The organism is Hyphomicrobiaceae bacterium (assembly GCA_041397645.1).
Classification (GTDB): Bacteria; Pseudomonadota; Alphaproteobacteria; order Rhizobiales; family Hyphomicrobiaceae; genus Hyphomicrobium_B.
In genome coordinates this window covers 423,200-440,702 of record JAWKWE010000005.1, presented here as the reverse complement: position 1 = coordinate 440,702, position 17,503 = coordinate 423,200, and the positions used below count along the sequence as shown (strand labels likewise).

At 68.9% G+C, this 17,503-nt stretch carries 18 protein-coding genes; 2 read left to right on the top strand and 16 right to left on the bottom strand.

Annotated features, from left to right (window positions below; translation table 11 throughout):
* Window positions 1-58 precede the first annotated feature (58 nt).
* From R3D51_15900 to R3D51_15880, 5 genes are all read right to left on the bottom strand, one after another.
* On the bottom strand, window positions 59-2,125 hold the full coding sequence (locus R3D51_15900; protein ID MEZ5900966.1) for a Mu-like prophage major head subunit gpT family protein: 2,067 nt from the start codon (window positions 2,123-2,125) through the stop codon (window positions 59-61).
* A 5-nt stretch (window positions 2,126-2,130) separates the two neighbouring features.
* Window positions 2,131-3,651, bottom strand: a complete 1,521-nt coding sequence (locus tag R3D51_15895; GenBank protein MEZ5900965.1) for a phage portal protein — start codon at window positions 3,649-3,651, stop codon at window positions 2,131-2,133.
* Window positions 3,651-3,857: a hypothetical protein gene (locus tag R3D51_15890; GenBank protein ID MEZ5900964.1), complete on the bottom strand. Its 207-nt coding sequence runs from the start codon at window positions 3,855-3,857 to the stop codon at window positions 3,651-3,653. Before R3D51_15890 ends, R3D51_15895 begins: the two co-directional genes overlap by 1 nt.
* 82 nt (window positions 3,858-3,939) lie before the next feature.
* Window positions 3,940-5,943, bottom strand: a complete 2,004-nt coding sequence (locus R3D51_15885; GenBank protein ID MEZ5900963.1) for a phage terminase large subunit family protein — start codon at window positions 5,941-5,943, stop codon at window positions 3,940-3,942.
* The gene (locus R3D51_15880) at window positions 5,891-6,487 is read right to left on the bottom strand and encodes a hypothetical protein (protein ID MEZ5900962.1); all 597 of its coding nucleotides are present in this window, start codon (window positions 6,485-6,487) and stop codon (window positions 5,891-5,893) included. The genes R3D51_15885 and R3D51_15880 overlap by 53 nt, the downstream gene beginning before the upstream one ends.
* Before the next feature lie 113 nt (window positions 6,488-6,600).
* Between R3D51_15880 and R3D51_15875 the strand changes: the two genes are divergently transcribed.
* Together R3D51_15875 and R3D51_15870 are read left to right on the top strand one after the other, a co-directional pair.
* Window positions 6,601-6,825: a hypothetical protein gene (locus tag R3D51_15875; GenBank protein ID MEZ5900961.1), complete on the top strand. Its 225-nt coding sequence runs from the start codon at window positions 6,601-6,603 to the stop codon at window positions 6,823-6,825.
* 89 nt (window positions 6,826-6,914) lie between these two features.
* Window positions 6,915-7,502, top strand: a complete 588-nt coding sequence (locus R3D51_15870) for a DUF3489 domain-containing protein (protein ID MEZ5900960.1) — start codon at window positions 6,915-6,917, stop codon at window positions 7,500-7,502.
* 53 nt (window positions 7,503-7,555) lie between these two features.
* On the opposite strand, the gene R3D51_15865 is transcribed toward R3D51_15870, so the two are convergent.
* From R3D51_15865 to R3D51_15815, 11 genes are all read right to left on the bottom strand, one after another.
* Entirely contained in the window at window positions 7,556-7,780 is a 225-nt protein-coding gene (locus R3D51_15865; protein MEZ5900959.1) for a hypothetical protein, read from the bottom strand.
* 9 nt (window positions 7,781-7,789) lie between these two features.
* Window positions 7,790-8,971, bottom strand: a complete 1,182-nt coding sequence (locus R3D51_15860; protein ID MEZ5900958.1) for a DNA cytosine methyltransferase — start codon at window positions 8,969-8,971, stop codon at window positions 7,790-7,792.
* A gap of 1 nt (window position 8,972) precedes the next feature.
* Window positions 8,973-10,349, bottom strand: a complete 1,377-nt coding sequence (locus R3D51_15855) for a ParB N-terminal domain-containing protein (GenBank protein MEZ5900957.1) — start codon at window positions 10,347-10,349, stop codon at window positions 8,973-8,975.
* Window positions 10,350-10,765: 416 nt separating this feature from the next.
* Complete coding sequence (locus R3D51_15850) at window positions 10,766-11,146, bottom strand: DUF6362 family protein (GenBank protein MEZ5900956.1); 381 nt, start codon at window positions 11,144-11,146, stop codon at window positions 10,766-10,768.
* On the bottom strand, window positions 11,139-11,339 hold the full coding sequence (locus R3D51_15845; protein MEZ5900955.1) for a hypothetical protein: 201 nt from the start codon (window positions 11,337-11,339) through the stop codon (window positions 11,139-11,141). Before R3D51_15845 ends, R3D51_15850 begins: the two co-directional genes overlap by 8 nt.
* Window positions 11,336-11,875, bottom strand: coding sequence for a hypothetical protein (locus tag R3D51_15840; GenBank protein MEZ5900954.1), 540 nt, complete (start codon window positions 11,873-11,875; stop codon window positions 11,336-11,338). Before R3D51_15840 ends, R3D51_15845 begins: the two co-directional genes overlap by 4 nt.
* Before the next feature lie 337 nt (window positions 11,876-12,212).
* Window positions 12,213-14,279 carry an AAA family ATPase gene (locus R3D51_15835; GenBank protein MEZ5900953.1) on the bottom strand — a complete coding sequence of 689 codons (2,067 nt, stop codon included), beginning with the start codon at window positions 14,277-14,279 and terminating at the stop codon, window positions 12,213-12,215.
* 248 nt (window positions 14,280-14,527) lie between these two features.
* Window positions 14,528-15,298 (bottom strand): hypothetical protein, encoded by a 771-nt coding sequence (locus R3D51_15830; protein MEZ5900952.1) that lies wholly within the window; start codon window positions 15,296-15,298, stop codon window positions 14,528-14,530.
* The gene (locus R3D51_15825) at window positions 15,295-15,501 is read right to left on the bottom strand and encodes a DUF6511 domain-containing protein (protein MEZ5900951.1); all 207 of its coding nucleotides are present in this window, start codon (window positions 15,499-15,501) and stop codon (window positions 15,295-15,297) included. Before R3D51_15825 ends, R3D51_15830 begins: the two co-directional genes overlap by 4 nt.
* A complete protein-coding gene (locus R3D51_15820) occupies window positions 15,494-15,712 on the bottom strand; it encodes a hypothetical protein (protein MEZ5900950.1) in 219 nt (72 codons plus the stop codon). Before R3D51_15820 ends, R3D51_15825 begins: the two co-directional genes overlap by 8 nt.
* Window positions 15,709-17,403, bottom strand: coding sequence for a DEAD/DEAH box helicase (locus R3D51_15815; protein ID MEZ5900949.1), 1,695 nt, complete (start codon window positions 17,401-17,403; stop codon window positions 15,709-15,711). The genes R3D51_15820 and R3D51_15815 overlap by 4 nt, the downstream gene beginning before the upstream one ends.
* Window positions 17,404-17,503 lie beyond the last annotated feature (100 nt).

Sequence of the window (17,503 nt, the reverse complement as noted above, 5' to 3'; positions counted from 1 at the left end):
CGAAGGGCTGCCCGATGGGACCGCCCGCATTTCAGGGTTCAGCATGTTGGGGTGCTGGTTATGCGCCCGGGTTCTTGTAGAGGCCGCGCCAGTCGATGGCCTTGGCGCCGAAGTCGAGGCGGCACTTGATCTCGACGCCGTCGACGTCGAAGCCGTTGCGGGTCTCGATGTAGGCGCCCTGCTGGCCCTCGAGATAGGCGTACTCGATGGTGTCGATCTGGTTCGGGCTGGCGGCCAGATACCAGGCGGTCTCGCTGTTTGCGTCGAGCCGGGGCTCGCTGATCGGCGCGAGCGTTCGGATCGACTGCGGCACGACGCTGGACGTCGCGGCGGGCACGAGGTTCTGGGCGACCAGCTGCTCGGCCTTCAGTTCCAGCGAGGCGGGCACGATCAGGAAGGCGGGGCGGACGTTCAGCACCGTCTTCTTGTCGAGGCCGGTCTGCTTGGCCATCGCGGCACGGGCCGCGCCCACCGCATCGACGGCCAGCGCCGCGCCGGTGCCCGCGAGGTTCTTGTGGTTGGCGTGGAACAGCGCCGTGCCGTCGGCCATCGCCGGGTTCGCGGTGATGATCCCCCAGACCACATCGCTTTCCAGCTGGGCGATGGAGTTGCCGTACATCGCCGGGATCCGGGTGAAGGCGTCGAGATCGTCGTTGATCAGCACCTGCCGGGTGATTGCGACCACCCGGCCATAGGTCTTGACCTTGTAGCTCTCCTTGCTCTCGCCGAGCGTGCCGCGCTTGAACTCACCGCTTTCACTCACCTCGAGCAGTTGCGGGGCCTCGCCGAGCTGCACCCGGTGCATCGCCTTGAAGTCGGTGGCGAGCACCTGGCGGCAGAACAGCATGAACGTGCGGGGATAGGCGTCATAGGCCTGCCGCAGAGTCTTGTTGGTGACGGCCGACAGGATCTCGGGGAAGTCCGAGGTGGAGTGCAGCGCGCGCGTCGCCACCTCGTCGCGCGACAGGCCGCGGGTGTTCACCCCGGCATTGCCGAGGCTTTCGCGGGCGAGCTCCAGCAGCGTCATGCCGCGATACTGGCGGGCCGCGTCCTCCAGCGGGAACAGCGTCGGGCTGTAGCGGTGCAGGAGCGCGTTGGCCACGGCATCGCGGCGCGTGATGCGCTCGTCCCGGCCGCCGAGCGGGACGGAGACATGCGGGAAGGTCCGGGTCTCGTCCGATTTCGCGGCGACCTGATCGAGGATCAGGCGGCGGGACTCGTCGACGCTGACGCCGCGTTTGACCAGATCCTCGGCGAAGCTGCGCTCGAGGTTCAGCCGCCCGGCCAGATCGTAGATCGTGGAGACGCGGTCACGCTCCGCCTCGCGGGCGCGGGTGGCGACCGTCTCGGTGTCGGGTGCCGCAGGGGCATCGGTTTTCGGAAGCTTCGGCTGCGTCCGGGTTTCCACTGCGGCGACCTTCGTGTCGGGCGCAGCCGCATTCGGCTCGGTCATGGGGGTGTCCTCGGTTTCGACCGGCTCGGTCGGCTGGGTGGTGGCGGGGGTTGCGGCGTCGCTCGCCGGGGCTTCGGTCTTGTCCGTCATCGGGATCGGTCCTTTCGTTGTGGAAGGGGCGTCCCGGCGGTGAAGGACGCAGTCGTGAAGGGGGTGCTGGGCGCGGAAGCCCGCTGCCGGGTCGGCGCCGACCGCGACGGCGGAGACCTCGAAGGGGGTCCAGTCCACCGCCCGCCAAAGCTCGCGCGCGGCCTCGGGTTTCGAGACCTCGAAGCGGTGGACCTGGTAGCCGATGGAGACCGCACGGATGTGCCCGGCCTGGATGTCGCGCCAGATCGGCTCGACATCGGCACGCTCGCTGATCCGTACCAGCGCGATGCCGCGACCGTTCTCTATCCGCGCCGAACCCGGCACGACCGAGCCGATCACCGCGTCGAGCGTTTCAAGCTCGTGCACTTTCAGGAACGGCGCACCCGCGTTCAGGCGGTCGAGCCGCACATGGGCCGGATCGAGGCTCAGCTCCTCGTCATAGGGCTCGCCGAAGAAACTGGCGCGACGGACGCGGGCCCCGGCCGACCAAATCACCTCGACGGTGCGCGCGTCGTTGTCGACGCTGTTCGGCGCAAGCTCCGCCGACCGGCGCAGGGCCGGCAGTTCGATCATTGTATCCATAGGGGTCAGTCCTGTTGGTCGGCCTGCGCCGGTGTGGTTTCCGTGTCGGCGGGGGCTGTCGGGTCGCCCGCCTGCGCGCTGCCGGTTTTGGTGACGCGGCGCGGGTCGCTGTCGAGCACGAGGCCGAGGTCGTCGAGCTTCGCATTGGTTGCAGCGATCTCGGCCAGCACGGCGTCGGGGTTGCGGCCCTGCCGGGCGATGGCCTGCGCCAGCGTCATGGTGCCCGACCGGATCGCCAGCAGGTCCGCCATCGCATCCTTCTGCGGATCGACCGCCTCGAACTTCGGCGGTTGCCATTCGACCGGGACATCCGGCGACGGGATCTGGCCTGCGGCCCATGCCGCTTCCGTGAACCAGCGCCAGACCGGCGCGCAGAACATCGGAATGAACAGCTGCCACTGGACGGCGTCGATCATCCGGCGGAACTCGACGAGGCCCGCCCGGATCGAGGAATAGTTGACCTGGGACAGGTCCCCGGTCAGCAACTCGTAGGGCACACGGAACCCGGCCGAGATCGTGTGCAGGCTGGCGCGCTTGTATTCGCCGTAGCCGCCGGTGGCGGAGGGCTGATTGAACCGGATGTCCTTGCCGCCACGCGCATAGGCGATCAGCCCCGGTTCGAACTGCTCGACCCGGTTCCCGTCAGCATCGACCACGGAGGGCGCGATGCCCTGCTGCGCCTCGTCTTCGCCGAAGACGATGGCGGTGACGCAGGCCTCGGTTTTCTTGCGAACCAGCTCGGCCACCTCGTAATCGTCGAGATCGCGAAGGGACCGTATGACCGGCGCGCCCCAGGGAACCCCGCGCGCCTGCGTGCGCTGCTTCTCATAGACATGGGCGATCTCGCTCGCCGGGACCGGGCGGCTCTGCAGACCGTTCTGCAAGGCCCCGTAGGCGTCGCCGGGGTGTTCGGAATGGAGCCAGTAGGCCCTGCGCTTGCCGACCGGGTCGAACTCGATCCCCTGCACCAACCGCCCCGCGCCGAGGACGCCGGATTTCGTGGCGTCGAGGAAGTCGGCCTCCAGCACCTGCAATTGCAGCGGAACGGCCAAGCCGTCCGAGGATCGCCGCAGGCGGCGGCGCACCAGGACTTCGCCCGCCTCGACCATCTCGCGGCAGATCAGCGTCTGCAGGCCGTAGAAGTCGAGCTGGCCATCGGCGTCACAATCCGCTGTCCAACGCTCGAAGAGCGCGTCGACCTTGCGGTCCAGCTTGTCATCGCCACTCGCGGCGCGCGGCATGATCCCCGCGCCGATGATGTTGTTGACCAGCACCGCGACGGCTTTCGCCGCATGCGGGTTGTTGCGCACCAGATCACGCATCCGGTCGCGCAGGAGCGCCCCGGCCACGCCGATCTCGGTGTCGGCCGAGGATCCCGGCGCGCGCCAGCCGTCCGTCCGTCGCCCTTTCGCGGCCCCGTCATAGCCGCGCGTCAGGGTCTCGAAGGCCTGACGGGCCAGCACGCGCCTGGCGGCGGCCCGAGGGGCGACGGAGGCAATGGCCCTGTCGAACCAGTTGGCCGACATCAGCGATCACCGCGCGAAAAGCCCGCGAGCCCGGCCACCGGCAGCGGCCGCGTGGTCCCCGCGACGGCGCGCTCGATGGTCCGGATGCGGGCGAGCAGATCCTCGGCCGAGCCGTAGTCGACGGACTTGCCGTCATAGCTGACCCGGGTCGTGCCGCTGGCATAGGCCCGGCGCAGCGCCGAGAGCTCGGTTTCCGTCCAGTCCATGCCCTTCGCTCCCGCTCAGTGCGTTCGTTCCCTTGCGACGCTCCACTGGAGCCTCGCATCCGCTGCGCGGACCGGTCCTCACTCAGAACCATCCTCCGCGCCGCCCGAGCCAGTCGGAGCGGCGCTTGCCCTGCGGGGCCTGTCCCGGCCGGTTGATCTGCCCGGCGGGATCGGTGTCGGTGGGGGCCGCCCCGAGCTGATCCTCGAGGTCGCGCCATTTCTCGTCGGGCCAGCGGTCCGCGCCGGCGATCCAGGCGGCGGCGCGGGCGTAGACCCGGCAGTCCAGCGCCTCGTTGCGCTCGCGCAGCTTCTGCCATTCCAGCCGGGCGAAGCCGCGCTTCGTGCGCACCGTCACCAGCTGCTCGGCCACGAACTGCTTCAGCCATTCGTTCTCGACCCAGTGCGGAAGGTGCACCGAGCCGGGCGGGAACGCGGCACCCTCGGCCATCTCCTCCTCGGTCGGCCGCGCCAGCCGCAGGAAGCGGTAGGTCTCGGCCTTGAAGGTCGAGACCGCCACGGTCCAGAGCCGCGCCCCGCGCCGCAGCCGCTTGCCGCCCTCGGTCGCATCGACGAAGGTCGGGCCCGAGACCGGGCTCGAGCGGTTGAACCCCTCGACACCCTTCACCGGCGACACCTGCCCAAACCCCTGCGCCCGCGACCAGGAATAGACCGCCGGGGCCTCGTAGCCGGTGTCGATGGCCAGCCGCGCGATCCTGAGATGCGCGCCGCGTTCATGCGGCCAGCTTTTGTCCAGCAGCGCCGTCAGTTCAGACCAGGCGTCATGCCGATCAGGGCCGCCCTCGATGACAACGTGATCGACGAGCCAGCTTTCCAGACCACGCCCCCAGGCCCAGACATCGACCTCGATCCGATCCTTCTGGACATCGGCCCCGGCGGTCAGGAACAGCCCGCCCGCTGGCACCGTGCCGGATGTCCAGCGCTCGCGTCGGTCGTAGAGCCGCTGCCAGTCGGGCGCCTCCCCGGTCTCGACCCATGTCTCGCCGAGGATGGTGTTGCGGAATGCCTTGATCGCCTCGTCCGACCCCTGTGCCGCGTCCCAGGCCCGCACGATCCGCTCCCAGCTCAGCCAGCCGATCGGCGAATAGAGCGCCGAGAGGTGATAGCCGACCGTGGTCGGATCGGCGGCCGTGGCGGTCGCCCGCCATTCGCCGCCCTCCAGCATCGCCGTCTTGTGGTGCTCCGCGATGGGCTGCTCGCAGCCCTCGCAGTGATATTCCGCCGTCTCCGGGCAGCCTTTCTGCCAGCGCAGCCGGTCGAACTTCAGCCATTGGGCGTGGCCGCAATGCGGGCACGGCACGAAGAACCGCCGCTGGTCGCTGGCCTCGTATTCCCGTTCGATCCGGCTCAGCCCCCGGATTGTGGGGGTCGAGACCAGCAGCACCTTGCGCCGGTGGGCGAAGGTCAGCGACCGCGCCTCGGCCAGCGTGACCGGATCGCCTTCCTCGTCGGCGGACGCCGGATAGGCATCGACCTCGTCGAGGAAGATGTAGCGCGCCGGGGTGGAGCGCAGCCCGACCGCCGAGTTGGCCCCGGTCATGATCAGGATGCCGCCAGCGAATTCCTTCGACAGCATCGTGTTGCCCGCGTCGCGGGACCGGGCCGGTTTGACTCGCTCCCGCAGCTCGGGGCTCTCGTCGATAAGCGGATCGATCCGCTGGCGCGAGTTTCGCTTGGCCAGTTCGACCGTCGGCTGGACCGCGAGCATCGGCCCTGGCGCCTGGTGGATCGCGAAGCCGATCCAGTTGTTCCCGGCCTCGGTCGCCCCGACCTGCGCGGCCTTCATGAACACGATCCGCTGCGTGGGGTCGCCGGGCGACAGCCGGTCCATGATCTCGCGCATGTAGGGCGTGCGCACCGTGCGGTATCGCCCGGGCTCGGCCGAGGCGCGGCCCGAGAGCATGCGGTGCCGGTCCGCCCATTCCGAGACGGTCAGGTCCGGATCAGGCCGCAGCCCGTTGCCCCAGGCGCGCAGGATCTCGCCCGCGCCGTCGAAGTCCGTCAGTGCGTCATCTTCACCGGAAGTCGGGCCGGACCTCGGCGAGTTCGTCGAGGTGGGCGCGTACATGTTTCTCCAGCACCTTCTGCATCGCGGCTGGCTCCACGGCGATCTGCTGGCCCGTCGCGTCGCTGCACGAGGCCGAGAGCTCGGCCGCCATCAGCGCCGCCGCGCGCGCAGGCCAGGTCACCCATGCGTCCCGTTCCTCCCGCGCCAGCCGGAACACCAGCGCCAGCGCGCGGGCCCGCTCGATCAACTCTCCCTTCAGCTTCTGGAGCCGGATGCGTCGCTCCTGCGCCTTCAGCACCTCGTTCGCGGTCTTGGCCTGCAGGAAGGTCGTGCCGCCGCCCACCGCCGGAACAGCCAGACCCTGTTCGCGCAGCGTGTCGCCGACGGCGGCCACGGCAGCCTCGGGGACGGGCTTCAGCTTCGGCGCGGGCGGCTTGCGGGTCTTCGACGGGTCCGTCGTCTCGGCCCGTCTGGCGTCGCTGGCGGCCGCGTTGATGCTGCCGTCGGGATAGAGGACCAGGCGCTCAGCCGCCTTCGCCTTCTGGATCGCGCCCCGCGACAGCCCGACATGGGCGGCGTACTGGCGCTCGCTCATGCCCTGCATAGACAGCTCCGATTATCATTCGAAGTCATGTGCTTATAGAGTTGATAAGCGTCGCGACCGGAGCGAACGTCCCTTCCACAAGGACGATGCAACTCACCAAGGAGCCCACCCCGATGACCCGCCGCGCGACCGACAACACGAAAGCCCTCGACGCCTTCATCGCCGCGAAGTTCGAGATCGACGCGATGCTGGAGCGGCTCGCCGCCCTCAGCGCGGACCATTTCGAGACCCACCCGGACGAGATCAACTGGGGCCATGTCGGCACCCTGAACCACTACCGCGCCAAGCTGCGCGAGATCACCGACGGCGCCTTCGGCAAGGGCGAATACGCCGAGTAAGATCAACCACTTCGGGTGCCGCCCGCCGACCGGCGGGCTCGGCCTCGCAGAAGGGCCCGCATCCCGCGCGCCCCGATACGGAGACGAAGATGACCCAGCTTTCCGACACTCAGCTCGTGATCCTCAGCACCGCCGCGCAGCGCGAGGACCGCAACGTCCTGCCGCTCCCCGGCTCCCTGCGCGGAGGCGCCGCCGCCAAGGTGGTGGGCGCGCTGCTCTCCCGCGAGTTGATCGCCGAGACGACGACGGAGATCCAGACGAAGGCCGACGCCGCGCTCAACCGCGTCTGGCGCAACGACGAGGACGGTCGCGCCATCCTCCTGCACATCACCGGCGCCGGTCTCGCCGCCATCGGGATCGAGCCCGAAAGCGCGAACACCGCGCCTGCAGGCGCGACCGACGCGCCGACTGAGGAGCCCGCGCCGGACACCCGCACCGAGACCGAGGCCGCGCCCAAGACGCGCACGCCGCGCGAGGGCACCAAGCAGGCCACGCTGATCGCCATGCTGCGCGCGCCGGACGGCGCTACCATCGAGGAGATCATGGCCGCGACTGGCTGGCAGTCACACACGGTCCGCGGGGCGATGGCCGGGGCGCTGAAGAAGAAGCTCGGGCTCGAAGTGACTTCGGAGAAGGTCGAGGATCGGGGGCGCGTGTACAAACTCCCTGCCGCCTGACGCACCGGACTCCGAAAAGTCGATGGCCGCCGTCCCGCTGGGGCGGCGGTCGATCATTTGGCGCTCCGCATCCGGATCGCCTCGAACACCCGCCGCAGGGCGAAGGAACGCGCTATCGACACGATGGTGAAGACCGCGCCCATCTTCAGGTTCTGCGCCAGCGTCGTGTGCAGGCCAAAGATCGGGAAGATCAGGATCTGCGTCACAACCGCAACGCCGTAGCCGACGATCACGTTGGCGACGGACTCGACCAGCGACATGAGGCGGGACTGCTTCATGCCGCTGCCTCATCCATCGGCCAGCAGTTCAGCCGCGAGAGTTCGCAGCGCATGCGCCGCAACCAGCGGGACCACTCCGTTGCCACAGAGGCGAAGCCGGTCCACCCGGTGGGCCAGCCCATCAGCGCCTCGACGAACAGCGGGTTCAAGGTCCGGCGCGGCTCGGAGGTATCGCTCCCAGCCATCGGCGTCACCAGGACCTGGCGGCCAAGCAGGCCGTTCACCGGCGTGTTCGCCAATGTCGTCGCCCCATCCTTGTGATCCCGCGCTGTCGGCGTCATCCACATCCCAGCCGAATGGGTCACGTCTGCTGTCCGCCGGTTGCCAGCGCTCGGCTTGCAGCCATCGTTCGCCATCGGCGTCGGCCAGTCCCGCGCCATGCGGTCCAGACCCTTCTCGTCGCGCCGTTCGCCACCCCGGCTGCGGAAACTGTCGATCTGCGGCGTCGGCCAGAGCGCGGCCGTCGTCGCCAGGTTCATGCCGTGCTGACCCGCTGCCTGCGAGGGCGTCGGCTTCGTCTGCCGGTTCTCGTTCGCACTGGCCCTCGGCGTCGGCCAGAGCCGCAGCAGTTCCGTCCGGTTCCCGCCACTCGACCGGGTGCCAGAGCAGGCGCGCGGGGTCGGCCAACTCGTCCCCCTCGCGGATGGCGAGGATGAACAGCCGCTCGCGCTTGTGGGGCGCGCCGACTTCCGCCGCCGTGAAGAGGCCTGCCGCAAGGCGGTAGCCCATGCCGACCAGTCCTGCTGCGACTTCGGGGAAGCCGAGGCGGAGATGATGGGCGACATTCTCGAGGAACACGAAGGGCGGTTCGACCTCGCCGATGATGCGGGCGACATGTGGCCAGAGGTGGCGCGGATCGTCCGCGCCCCGGCGCTTGCCCGCGACCGAGAACGGCTGGCACGGATAGCCCGCTGTGACGATGTCCACCGCGCCGCGCCACGGGCGGCCGTCGAAGGTTCCAACGTCGTCCCAGACAACAGCCTGATCCAGGGCCGCGTCTTCCATCCGCGCCACGAGAGTGGCTGCGGCGAAGGTTTCCCGTTCGACATGGCCCACAGCACGATATCCGGGGATGGCGATGGCGAGCCCGAGGTCGAGCCCGCCCGCGCCGGAACAGAGGGAGAGGCCGAACAGACATGCGTCTCCGGCTCCGGAAGCGCGTCCGGAGGAAGGTAAAGCCAGGTCATGCATGTCACGCGGGGGTCTTGCGCTTTCGCGCGGGTTCGGGGGCGGTGTCCGTTGCCGGGGGATCGGCCGGGGCGTCGGCACCGTCGCCCAGTCGCTCGGTCCTCACCTGCGCGAAGGTCCGGCCGTAGCCATCGAGGATCGCGTCGCGGCCGGTCTCAGCCTGCCAGCGCTCGACAGCCACATCGACATAGGCGGGGCTGATTTCCATCGCGAAGACGCGGCGGCCGTTGGCCTCGCCTGCCATGATCTGCGAACCAGAGCCCGAGAACGGCTCGTAGCAGAGGCCACTGCGGGCCACGTGCTGGCGCATCGGGATGCCGAACGCGTCCAGCGGTTTCGGCGTCGGATGGTCGGGGCGTTCGTCCTTGGCGAAAGACGGCATCTCCCAGGTCGAGGGCAGCGTCTGCTCGGCGACCTTCGGCGGGCGGTTCGGACGGCGCCAGCCCATGAAGCAAGGTTCGTGCTTCCAGAGATAGTGCGAGCGGGTCAGGACGCCCCGGTCCTTCACCCAGATGATCTGCTGATGGACGAAGGCCCCGGCCTTCTCCCAGCAGGCTTCCAGCATCGCCTGGCGGCGCGAGGCGTGCCAGCAGTACCAGGCAGCATCCTCGGCGATGGCTTCCGCCACGGCTGCAGCGATGAACCCGTCATAGAGTTCCGCGCCCTGCGAACTGTCGTCCCAAGTCGTGCCGTAGGACGCCGACCAGTCCTTGTTGCGGGTCGGATGGTTCGAGCCGTCGTAGTCGACGAGATACGGTGGATCGGTCGCGAAAAGGATCGCGCGCTCACCGTTCATCAGGCGGCGCACATCGGCCGCGCTGGTGCTGTCGCCGCAGAGCAGCCGGTGATCGCCGAGGATCCAGAGATCGCCCGTCCGCGACGCCGGATTGCGTGGGGGTTCGGGGATGGTCACCGGCGGCACGGAGCCCCCGGCGCCCTCTTCCTCGCCGCCACCGTCGAGATCGAAGGCCAGCAGCTTGTCGAGTTCGCCATCGGAAAACCCGACCAGCGACAGGTCGAAGTCTTCGGCCAGCAGGTCGTTCAGTTCCGCCGACAGCAGCGCCTCGTCCCAGGTGCCGAGTTCCGTCAGCTTGTTGTCCGCAATCCGGTACGCCCGGCGCTGCGCTTCGGTCAGGTGCCCGAGCACGATCACCGGCGCCTCGGTCAGCCCGAGCTGCGTCGCGGCCAGCACGCGCCCGTGGCCTGCTATCAGTTCGCCGTCCTCGCCGACGAGGCAGGGCACGGTCCAGCCGAACTCGGCCATGCTGGCGGCGATCTTCGCGACCTGATCCGCGCCATGCGCCTTCGCGTTCTTCGCGTAGGGCTGGAGGCGCGACAGCGGCCACGTCTCGATCGCGTCCGGGGCGAAGCTCAACGTCATGATGGGCACGGTTCCTCGGTCGGGTGGATGCCGGTGGCTTCCGGACTCCGGATGCCGGGCCGGACTCCACACGGGGTCCAGCGGCCACCAGCGGTGTCCGGTCGGAAGGCCAGCGTTCATTGGTGTTTGCGCGGGGCGCGCGTGGCTCCGGCTTCCGGGTGGCTTCCCAAAAATCCGGCCCTGTCGCTGGCGATGTTCCGCGCTTCGCCCGCCAGCATACGAATATCGCCAGGAAGGAACCGGAAACTGCCGTGGGCTGGACCCCGGCCGGACCCTCGCTGGATACCGGGGTCCAGAAGGCCCCCGTCAACGCAAAGGGGAGAGCGAGCTTTCCAGCGCACTCTCCCCATCTTGCCTTCGGAATAGCACGATCATGTTGCAGATGTCGAAGGAAAAAGTGTTGCAACACATTGGAGTCACTGCGCATTCAGGCGCGCAGCGATCTTGGTCAGCGCCAGCTGCCAGCGCCGCCACGCGGTCGTGCGGTCGCAGCCGAGCTCCCCGCTGATCTGCTTCCACGGCACGCGGGCCGCGCGCGACCAGACCAGCTTGCGCTCCGCCTCCTCGATCCAGAGCACCCAGTCGAAAGTCTGCTCGAGCCGGGTGATCGCGGCGGCCGAGGGCCAGACCCGCATCGGCTGGGGTTCCATCGCCGCGATCTCGCGGCTGGTCCGCACGATGTCGGGCCAGGTGTTGAAGTAGCCCTGCGCCTTCACCGGCGGCAGCTTGCGCAGGGTGCGGAACGCTTCCTCGAAATGATCGGCGACGCAGTCGGCAGTCCATTCGCGATCAGCCATGGCGCGCCTCCCTGTCGGAAGGGCGCGGGCCGTAGAGCTTCTCGCCAAGCTGGCGGACAAGTTCACGCTCGGGCCAGGTGAGGCGGTCGTCATCGGCGGAGACCGCGAGGACGCCCTGTTCCCGCCAGCCCTCGCGCTTGACCTGTTCGGGATCGCGGCGTCGGCCGCCGTAGCCGTGGGGATGCCATCTCATGCGACACCTCCTTTCGTCTCGATCGCCCAGAGCAGGAGCGCGATGGCGTCGGCCTCGTTGTCGTCGGCCGGGCTGAAGCCGCGGGCGCGGACGGCGGCGACCATCGCGGCCTTGTCGGCGTTGCCCTTGCCAGCGGCGTAGCGTTTGATCGTGCCGACCGGGACGCCCTCGTAGGGCACGCCGCGCAGCTCGGCCCATGCGGTCAGCGTGGCCATGAGCCCGCCGTAGATGTGGCTCGCGTCGGTGCCTGCGTGGCGGCGAACTTCCTCGAACCAGATGGCGGCGATGGGCCCGGACAGCCGATCGATCTCGGTCAGCCAGTTGGTGAAGCGAAGGTAGCGCATGCCGCCGCCGTCGAAGCGGCCCGGGCGCAGCGAGACGGTGCCGCTGGTGATCAGACCGTCGTGGCTGCGGATCGCCCAGCCGGTCGAGGTGCCGAGGTCGAGCGCGAGGATGCAGCGGTTGCGGGGTGTGTCGAGCGGCAGCGATTCAAACCTTGCGCCGTCGCAATTCGGGATCAGAGTTGGCTGAGCCATGATGGGTCTCCTTTGCCGGTGGCCTGTGGTGGTGGAAGACGACGGCGGTCTGGTGCTTGGCGTACGGGGCCGCCGTCGTCGGATCGGAAGGCACAAGGGAGCGTCACGGCGGCGCGCGGCTGGCCCGGACGTATGGGAGGAGTGGCCAACCCTGTAGGGTGGCCCTCCCATACGTAGTATGGGGGTTTGACACCTAACTGTTCCGAGGTATTCAAGTGGCTGAAATCATTGCGGAATAAGACTTCATGAAGTCTTCGGGCATGAGTTAGGGACCTAACTCTTATTTGCCCGTAAGCCATTGATTTCATTGATTGCACAGTTGGCGCTGTCATATGAGTCAGGCCTCACTCATATGAGTCAGGTCGTCTTCGAGCCCCTCCGGGTAGACCCAGACGGCGGGGTTTTCGACCTGCAGGCAGAGCCCGGATTGGGGGCATTTGAAGTGGCTGGGCAGGACCGGACGGACGGTTGTGGTGACCTCGCCGGTGGCCGGATCGATCTCCTCGACAGGCGCGCCGAACTGCATGCCTTCCACGCAGAGGTAGCCGAACCGGGACCGGGTGACGGGGAAGCCGAACCCCGAGGGGTCGCGCAGGAACTTCACGAACCCCTTGGTCGCCAGCACGCTGAGGCGCTCACGGATCGTGTGCTTGCTGCCCAGACCGCCCCGGTTCTCGAAGGTCTCGGCGAACTGCATGGCGGTGTAGAGGCGCTCGCTCGCCGCCTCATCCAGCAACATGCCGAGGATGACATCGTGCTTGCGCAGCCGTTCGGCATCGAGTTTGGCCCCGACCTCCTTGCGCACCAGGCGCTCGTTCAGCGGGTTCAGTTCGACCCACTCGCCCTTCACCTTGTCGATCAGCTTCCCCGGCAACGCGGGGCCGTTCCGCAGCTCGATTTCCAGCCTGCGGACACTACTATCCTCGTCGGGGCGGTGCATGAGCAGCCCGGAGGTGTAGAAACCCCGCAGCGCGCTGGCGCCGGAGAGCGCGAGGAAGGGATCGTCCTTGACCTGGTACTTGCTGGCCTTGCGGGTGTGGTGGGCGAGGATGACGCCCGCGTCCTCATTGACCGCCTCGCGGAGAAGCTCCACCCGGTCCTTCAGGAAAAACATCATGGCGGTGTTGTCGTTCTCGCCGCCGCCCTCGGGGCCACCGTCGAAGAGATTGCGGATGGGGTCGATGACGATGATGTCGGGTGGCGCGTCGGGGAATGCGGTCCGGATGGCCTCGGCCACACGGGCGACGCCCTCCGCGTCGAGCAGCAGCTTCAGCTTCGGCGTTGCGATGAAGGTGTCGCGCGCGGCTGCGATCACGGCGGCGGGCAGCGCGATCTGCTGCATGCGCTCGCGCAGGTAGTGATACTGGATCTCGGCCTGAAGGTAGAACACGCGCAGCGGCCGGGGCGGCGTGAAGCCGAGGAACGGCACTCCCGCCGCCATGTGCACGAGCCAGCAGATCAGGAAGTCGCTCTTGCCGACCTTCGGCGCGCCGCCCAGCACCAGGAGCCCGCCCGGCGTCAGCACGCGCGGCCCGATGACGTCCTCGGGCATCGGACTGGTGTCGTCGAGCAGCGCGCCGAGGCTGAAGGTCGGCAGCGGGCTGGCCGGGGCATCGACATGGGCCGCGCGCAGGAGCGGCGGGCCGTTGCGCTTCACATGCAGCGCCCAGAGCCGTTCGGACTCGGCCTGCAGCCGATCGAGCGGCCAGGACGGGCGCAGCATGGCGGCGTTGTAGCCGCAGATCGCGTCCCAGCCCGCGAACGGGTCGAGGCGGCCCTCGTGCACCAGGCGCACGTAATGGCCGATGGCGGCGCTGGCCCCCTGGAACCGCGACCAGTCGTCGACCGCGCCTTCGCGCACCGGCGTGGTGAGCACCGCGTCGATGCCGGGCTTGGCCTGGTGGGCCGAGACGTCGCTGGCGAAGCCTACGCCTGGCAGCGGCGGCATCTCGGCGACCTGTTCGGCGAAATCCACAAGGTCCACCTCGACGTCGCGATGTTCGCGGATCTGCACGAGACGCTGGTGGCCGTGCTTGTGATAGACCGTGCCCGGCACCCGGATCGGCTGGTGTGCCGAGCGGAAATGCGTGTCGCCGCCGACCTTCACGGCGATCTCGCCCCGCAGGCGGCAGAGGGTGGCCAGCTCTTCGCTCTCGGCGGGTTCGGTCAGTTTCCACCAGACATGGAGCTTCGCCGCGCCCTCGGGCGTGCGCCCGCCGCTTTCGATGATGAGCGTGGGCGCGCCGAGGTGGCGGGTGACATGGTCCAGCTTGGCCGGGATGTCGCCCGCGTCGAGATCGACGACGACGGCCTGCATCTGCAGCACATCGGCGGCGCGGGCCTGGCCCTGCTCGGCGACGGTGCCTGGGATGACATAGACGGCCGCCCCTCGCGGTTCGCCCACGCGGCGAAGGTCGCGAGTTTCCCTGGTGCGCTGTCGTCGGCCGCGATCCAGATGTTGTGCGGCTTGCCGTCTCGGCCCTGACCCTTGTCGACGAAACCCCGGAGCGGATCAGCCCCTCGCACCAGCTGAACACGGTGTCGAGGAAGACGGCGATCTGCTGGGGTCAGGGTCGCAGCCGAACGGGTTCTCGGACGGTGGCCCGTCGTTGAAATCCATCCACGGGTTGAAATGCAGGACGCCATCGTCGCTCATGCCGGCAGCCCCCAGCAGCGCTCGGACCAGGGGCAGAAGCGGCATTCGAAGAAGTCAGGCGTAGTGGCGACGCGCGGCAGCAACTCGCCCGCATCGGTCGCCTGCAGGATCCGCACGCCCCGGTCGGACATGCGCTGCGCGAGATCGGCGTCGAAGGGCACCAGTTCGTGGTGCATCTCGGCCGTGTCCTTGTTGATCGCGGTGAACACGGCGGGCGCGGCGCTGATGCCGGGCACGCTGGTTTCCATGTAGGCCTGATAGACCGCGATCTGGGCGGCATAGACCGGCTTCGACTTGCTCACGCCGTCCTTGACGCAGGCGCGCCAGTTCTTGGCGTTCATGGTCTTGCATTCCCAGAGCGCGGGAACGGCGAGACCGAAACCTTCGGGCCCCGCGGCGATGATGCCGTCGACATGACCGCGGATGCGCCCGCCCGCGACGGAGAAGCCGAACTGGCCGCCATCGGCCCGGTTGCCCTTGCGGGTGTAGAGGTCGAAGCCCGCGCCACGCAGCCAGGCGACGGCCAGATCCTCGAGCACATGGCCGATGGCGAAGATGCGCAGCGACTGGCCGCTGAAGTCCTGGCCCTCGTCCTTCGGCGTCGTGGTGAACTCGAACTGCAGGGCGCGCTCGCAGGCATGGCCGAGACGCGAGCCGCCGAGGTAGTCGCGGGGCGGCCGCGTCGCCTGATCGGCGGTCAGCGCCTGGTCGACGGCGGCGTTCACCCGGTCCGCGAAGCTGGGGCGGTGATTGTAATCGAGGGTCAAAACGGCACCTCCGGCGTCTGCGCCCGGGCGATGTCGGACATGGCCTCGCGGAAGCCCTCGACGGCCTCCTCGATCAGTGCGCGCACCTGCGCCTCGGTGAGTTCGGCAAGCGGGGTGGCCCAGCCGATCTCGTCCATCAGCAGCGCCACGCGCTTCATGGTGGCGGTGATCGCGGCGCGCTCCTCCTCGGTCAGGTCAACCATGGCGAAACGCTCCCGCGCCAAGCGCGTCCAGAAGGACTGGCAGGGCATCGAGCAGAACCAGACCGATGGCCGGGGCCGCTTCGAACGGTGCGGATCGAACCAGCCAAAACCACGGGTGGGTTGCCGGCAGACAGCACAGAGCGTTCCACGCGGATGCCAGAGCCGCCGCCGGTCCTCGGCCGTGATGGGGGTGGATGTGGACATGGGTCATGCCGCCCTCCGTTCGGGGCTGGCCGCGCTGTCGATCAGCTGGCGGATGGCGCGCTTGTTGAAGCCGAAGGTCATCAGCGCCGAGGCGCGGTAGCGCGTCAGGCCGAAGTCATGGCGACACTCGGGCGGCAGGTATTGCAGCTGCTTTTCCGTGGGCGGCTGGCGCAGCCAGGAGCGGGTCTTGAAGGCGCTCTCATCGGTCTCGTGGGTGTTCAGCCAGTCGTCCGCCTGCGCGAGGCAGACCGTGCGCTCGCCAACACCCAGCAGATGGGGGCGTTCGCCCTTCGCGCCGCCGATGGCGTACCAGACCCCGTCCAGCCAGAAGATGCCGCCCCAGGCTGCGAAGCCGGTGGCCATCAGCGCATCGTCCGTGCCGTAGAGGTCGACCCAAGCGAAGCTGGATCGCTGCAGCAGGTCGATCTCGGTCATCATGAAGCCCGAGAGCGGCGTGGCACCGCCACCTTCACCGGCCTCTTCGTCCTCCCGCGGGAACGCCTCGCCGCATAGGGGGCATTCGGTGGCGGCCAGCGGGATCTCCGCCTCGCAGGCAGGACAGGTCTTGGTCGGCGCCTCGCCGGTTTCGGTCTTGCCGTCGAGATCGACATCCTGTTCCAGCGTGCCGTGGATCAGGCTCGATGTGCCGAAATCCAGCACGACGCAGTCGGTCTTGACGATGCCGGGGTGTTCCTCGGGATCGACGGTGCGCAGCCCGCGACCTACCATCTGGATCATCGTGGACTTGTAGGAGCTGGGGCGCAGCAGCACGACGCAGGAGGTGGGCGGATGGTCCCAGCCCTCGGTCAGCACCGCCACGTTGACCACGACGCGGATGTCGCCCGCCGCGTAGTCGGTGAGGATCGCCTTGCGGGTCTCGGCTGCCAGATCGCCGTGGATCAGCGCGGCGGAAACGCCCGCCGCCCTGAAGGCGTCGGTGACGTGCTCGGCATGGGCGACGGTGGAGCAGAACACCACGGTCTGCCGTCCTTCGGACCCCGCCTTTTCCTTCCAGTGGCGGATCACCTCGTCGGTGACGGGGGCGCGGTCCATGATGCCCGCCACCTCCGCCATGTCGAAATCCGACATGGTCTTGCGGACCGAGCGCAGCTCGTCCTGCACGCCCACGTCGATGACGAAGGTGCGCGGCGGCACCAGGTGGCCCGAGGCGATCAGCTCGCCCAGCCGCACCTGGTCGGCCACGTTGTCGAAGACCTCGCGCAGCCCCTTCCGGTCACCCCGGTTCGGCGTCGCCGTGACCCCGAAGATGCGGGCGTCGGGATTGGCCTCGCGCACGCGGTCGATGATGCGGCGGTAGCTGTCGGCGACGGCATGGTGCGCCTCGTCGACGACAAGCAGGTCGAGACGCGGCATGTCGGCGAGGTTCGAGGCCCGCGCCAGCGTCGGCACCATGGCGAAGGCGACCTGGCCGCCCCAGGACTTCTCCGTGGCGTCGATCACCGAGGTGGCGACGCCCGGCACCACGCGCTGGAACTTGGCGCGGTTCTGCGCCGTCAACTCGTCGCGATGCGCCAGTACGCAGGCCTTGGCCCCGTCGCCGATCATCTCGCCGGTGACCGCCGAGAGCATGATGGTCTTGCCCGCGCCGGTGGGCGCCACGCCCAGCGTGTTGCCGCGGGAAGCGAGCGCAGCCACGCTGCGCTCGACGAAGGTCTTCTGGCGGGGGCGCAGGCGCATGGCCGGTCTCCCCCTTACTGCGCCCAGCTCGGCCGACCGGCGGCGCCGGGGCGGACGCGGGCTGGCTGGGCTGGGTGGCCGTGGTGGGCTGCTGCGGGGC

What these genes read in the sequence shown, in the direction of transcription:
- R3D51_15820 (MEZ5900950.1), bottom strand. Translation starts at nt 15,712, where the DNA reads ATGACCCATGTCCACATCCACCCCCATCACGGCCGAGGACCGGCGGCG.
- R3D51_15850 (MEZ5900956.1), bottom strand. Translation starts at nt 11,146, where the DNA reads ATGGCTGATCGCGAATGGACTGCCGACTGCGTCGCCGATCATTTCGAG.
- R3D51_15895 (MEZ5900965.1), bottom strand. Translation starts at nt 3,651, where the DNA reads ATGTCGGCCAACTGGTTCGACAGGGCCATTGCCTCCGTCGCCCCTCGG.
- R3D51_15840 (MEZ5900954.1), bottom strand. Translation starts at nt 11,875, where the DNA reads ATGGCTCAGCCAACTCTGATCCCGAATTGCGACGGCGCAAGGTTTGAA.
- R3D51_15855 (MEZ5900957.1), bottom strand. Translation starts at nt 10,349, where the DNA reads ATGACGTTGAGCTTCGCCCCGGACGCGATCGAGACGTGGCCGCTGTCG.
- R3D51_15870 (MEZ5900960.1), top strand. Translation starts at nt 6,915, where the DNA reads ATGACCCAGCTTTCCGACACTCAGCTCGTGATCCTCAGCACCGCCGCG.
- R3D51_15825 (MEZ5900951.1), bottom strand. Translation starts at nt 15,501, where the DNA reads ATGGTTGACCTGACCGAGGAGGAGCGCGCCGCGATCACCGCCACCATG.
- R3D51_15845 (MEZ5900955.1), bottom strand. Translation starts at nt 11,339, where the DNA reads ATGAGATGGCATCCCCACGGCTACGGCGGCCGACGCCGCGATCCCGAA.
- R3D51_15815 (MEZ5900949.1), bottom strand. Translation starts at nt 17,403, where the DNA reads ATGCGCCTGCGCCCCCGCCAGAAGACCTTCGTCGAGCGCAGCGTGGCT.
- R3D51_15865 (MEZ5900959.1), bottom strand. Translation starts at nt 7,780, where the DNA reads ATGAAGCAGTCCCGCCTCATGTCGCTGGTCGAGTCCGTCGCCAACGTG.
- R3D51_15885 (MEZ5900963.1), bottom strand. Translation starts at nt 5,943, where the DNA reads ATGTACGCGCCCACCTCGACGAACTCGCCGAGGTCCGGCCCGACTTCC.
- R3D51_15860 (MEZ5900958.1), bottom strand. Translation starts at nt 8,971, where the DNA reads ATGCATGACCTGGCTTTACCTTCCTCCGGACGCGCTTCCGGAGCCGGA.
- R3D51_15875 (MEZ5900961.1), top strand. Translation starts at nt 6,601, where the DNA reads ATGACCCGCCGCGCGACCGACAACACGAAAGCCCTCGACGCCTTCATC.
- R3D51_15890 (MEZ5900964.1), bottom strand. Translation starts at nt 3,857, where the DNA reads ATGGACTGGACGGAAACCGAGCTCTCGGCGCTGCGCCGGGCCTATGCC.
- R3D51_15900 (MEZ5900966.1), bottom strand. Translation starts at nt 2,125, where the DNA reads ATGGATACAATGATCGAACTGCCGGCCCTGCGCCGGTCGGCGGAGCTT.
- R3D51_15880 (MEZ5900962.1), bottom strand. Translation starts at nt 6,487, where the DNA reads ATGCAGGGCATGAGCGAGCGCCAGTACGCCGCCCATGTCGGGCTGTCG.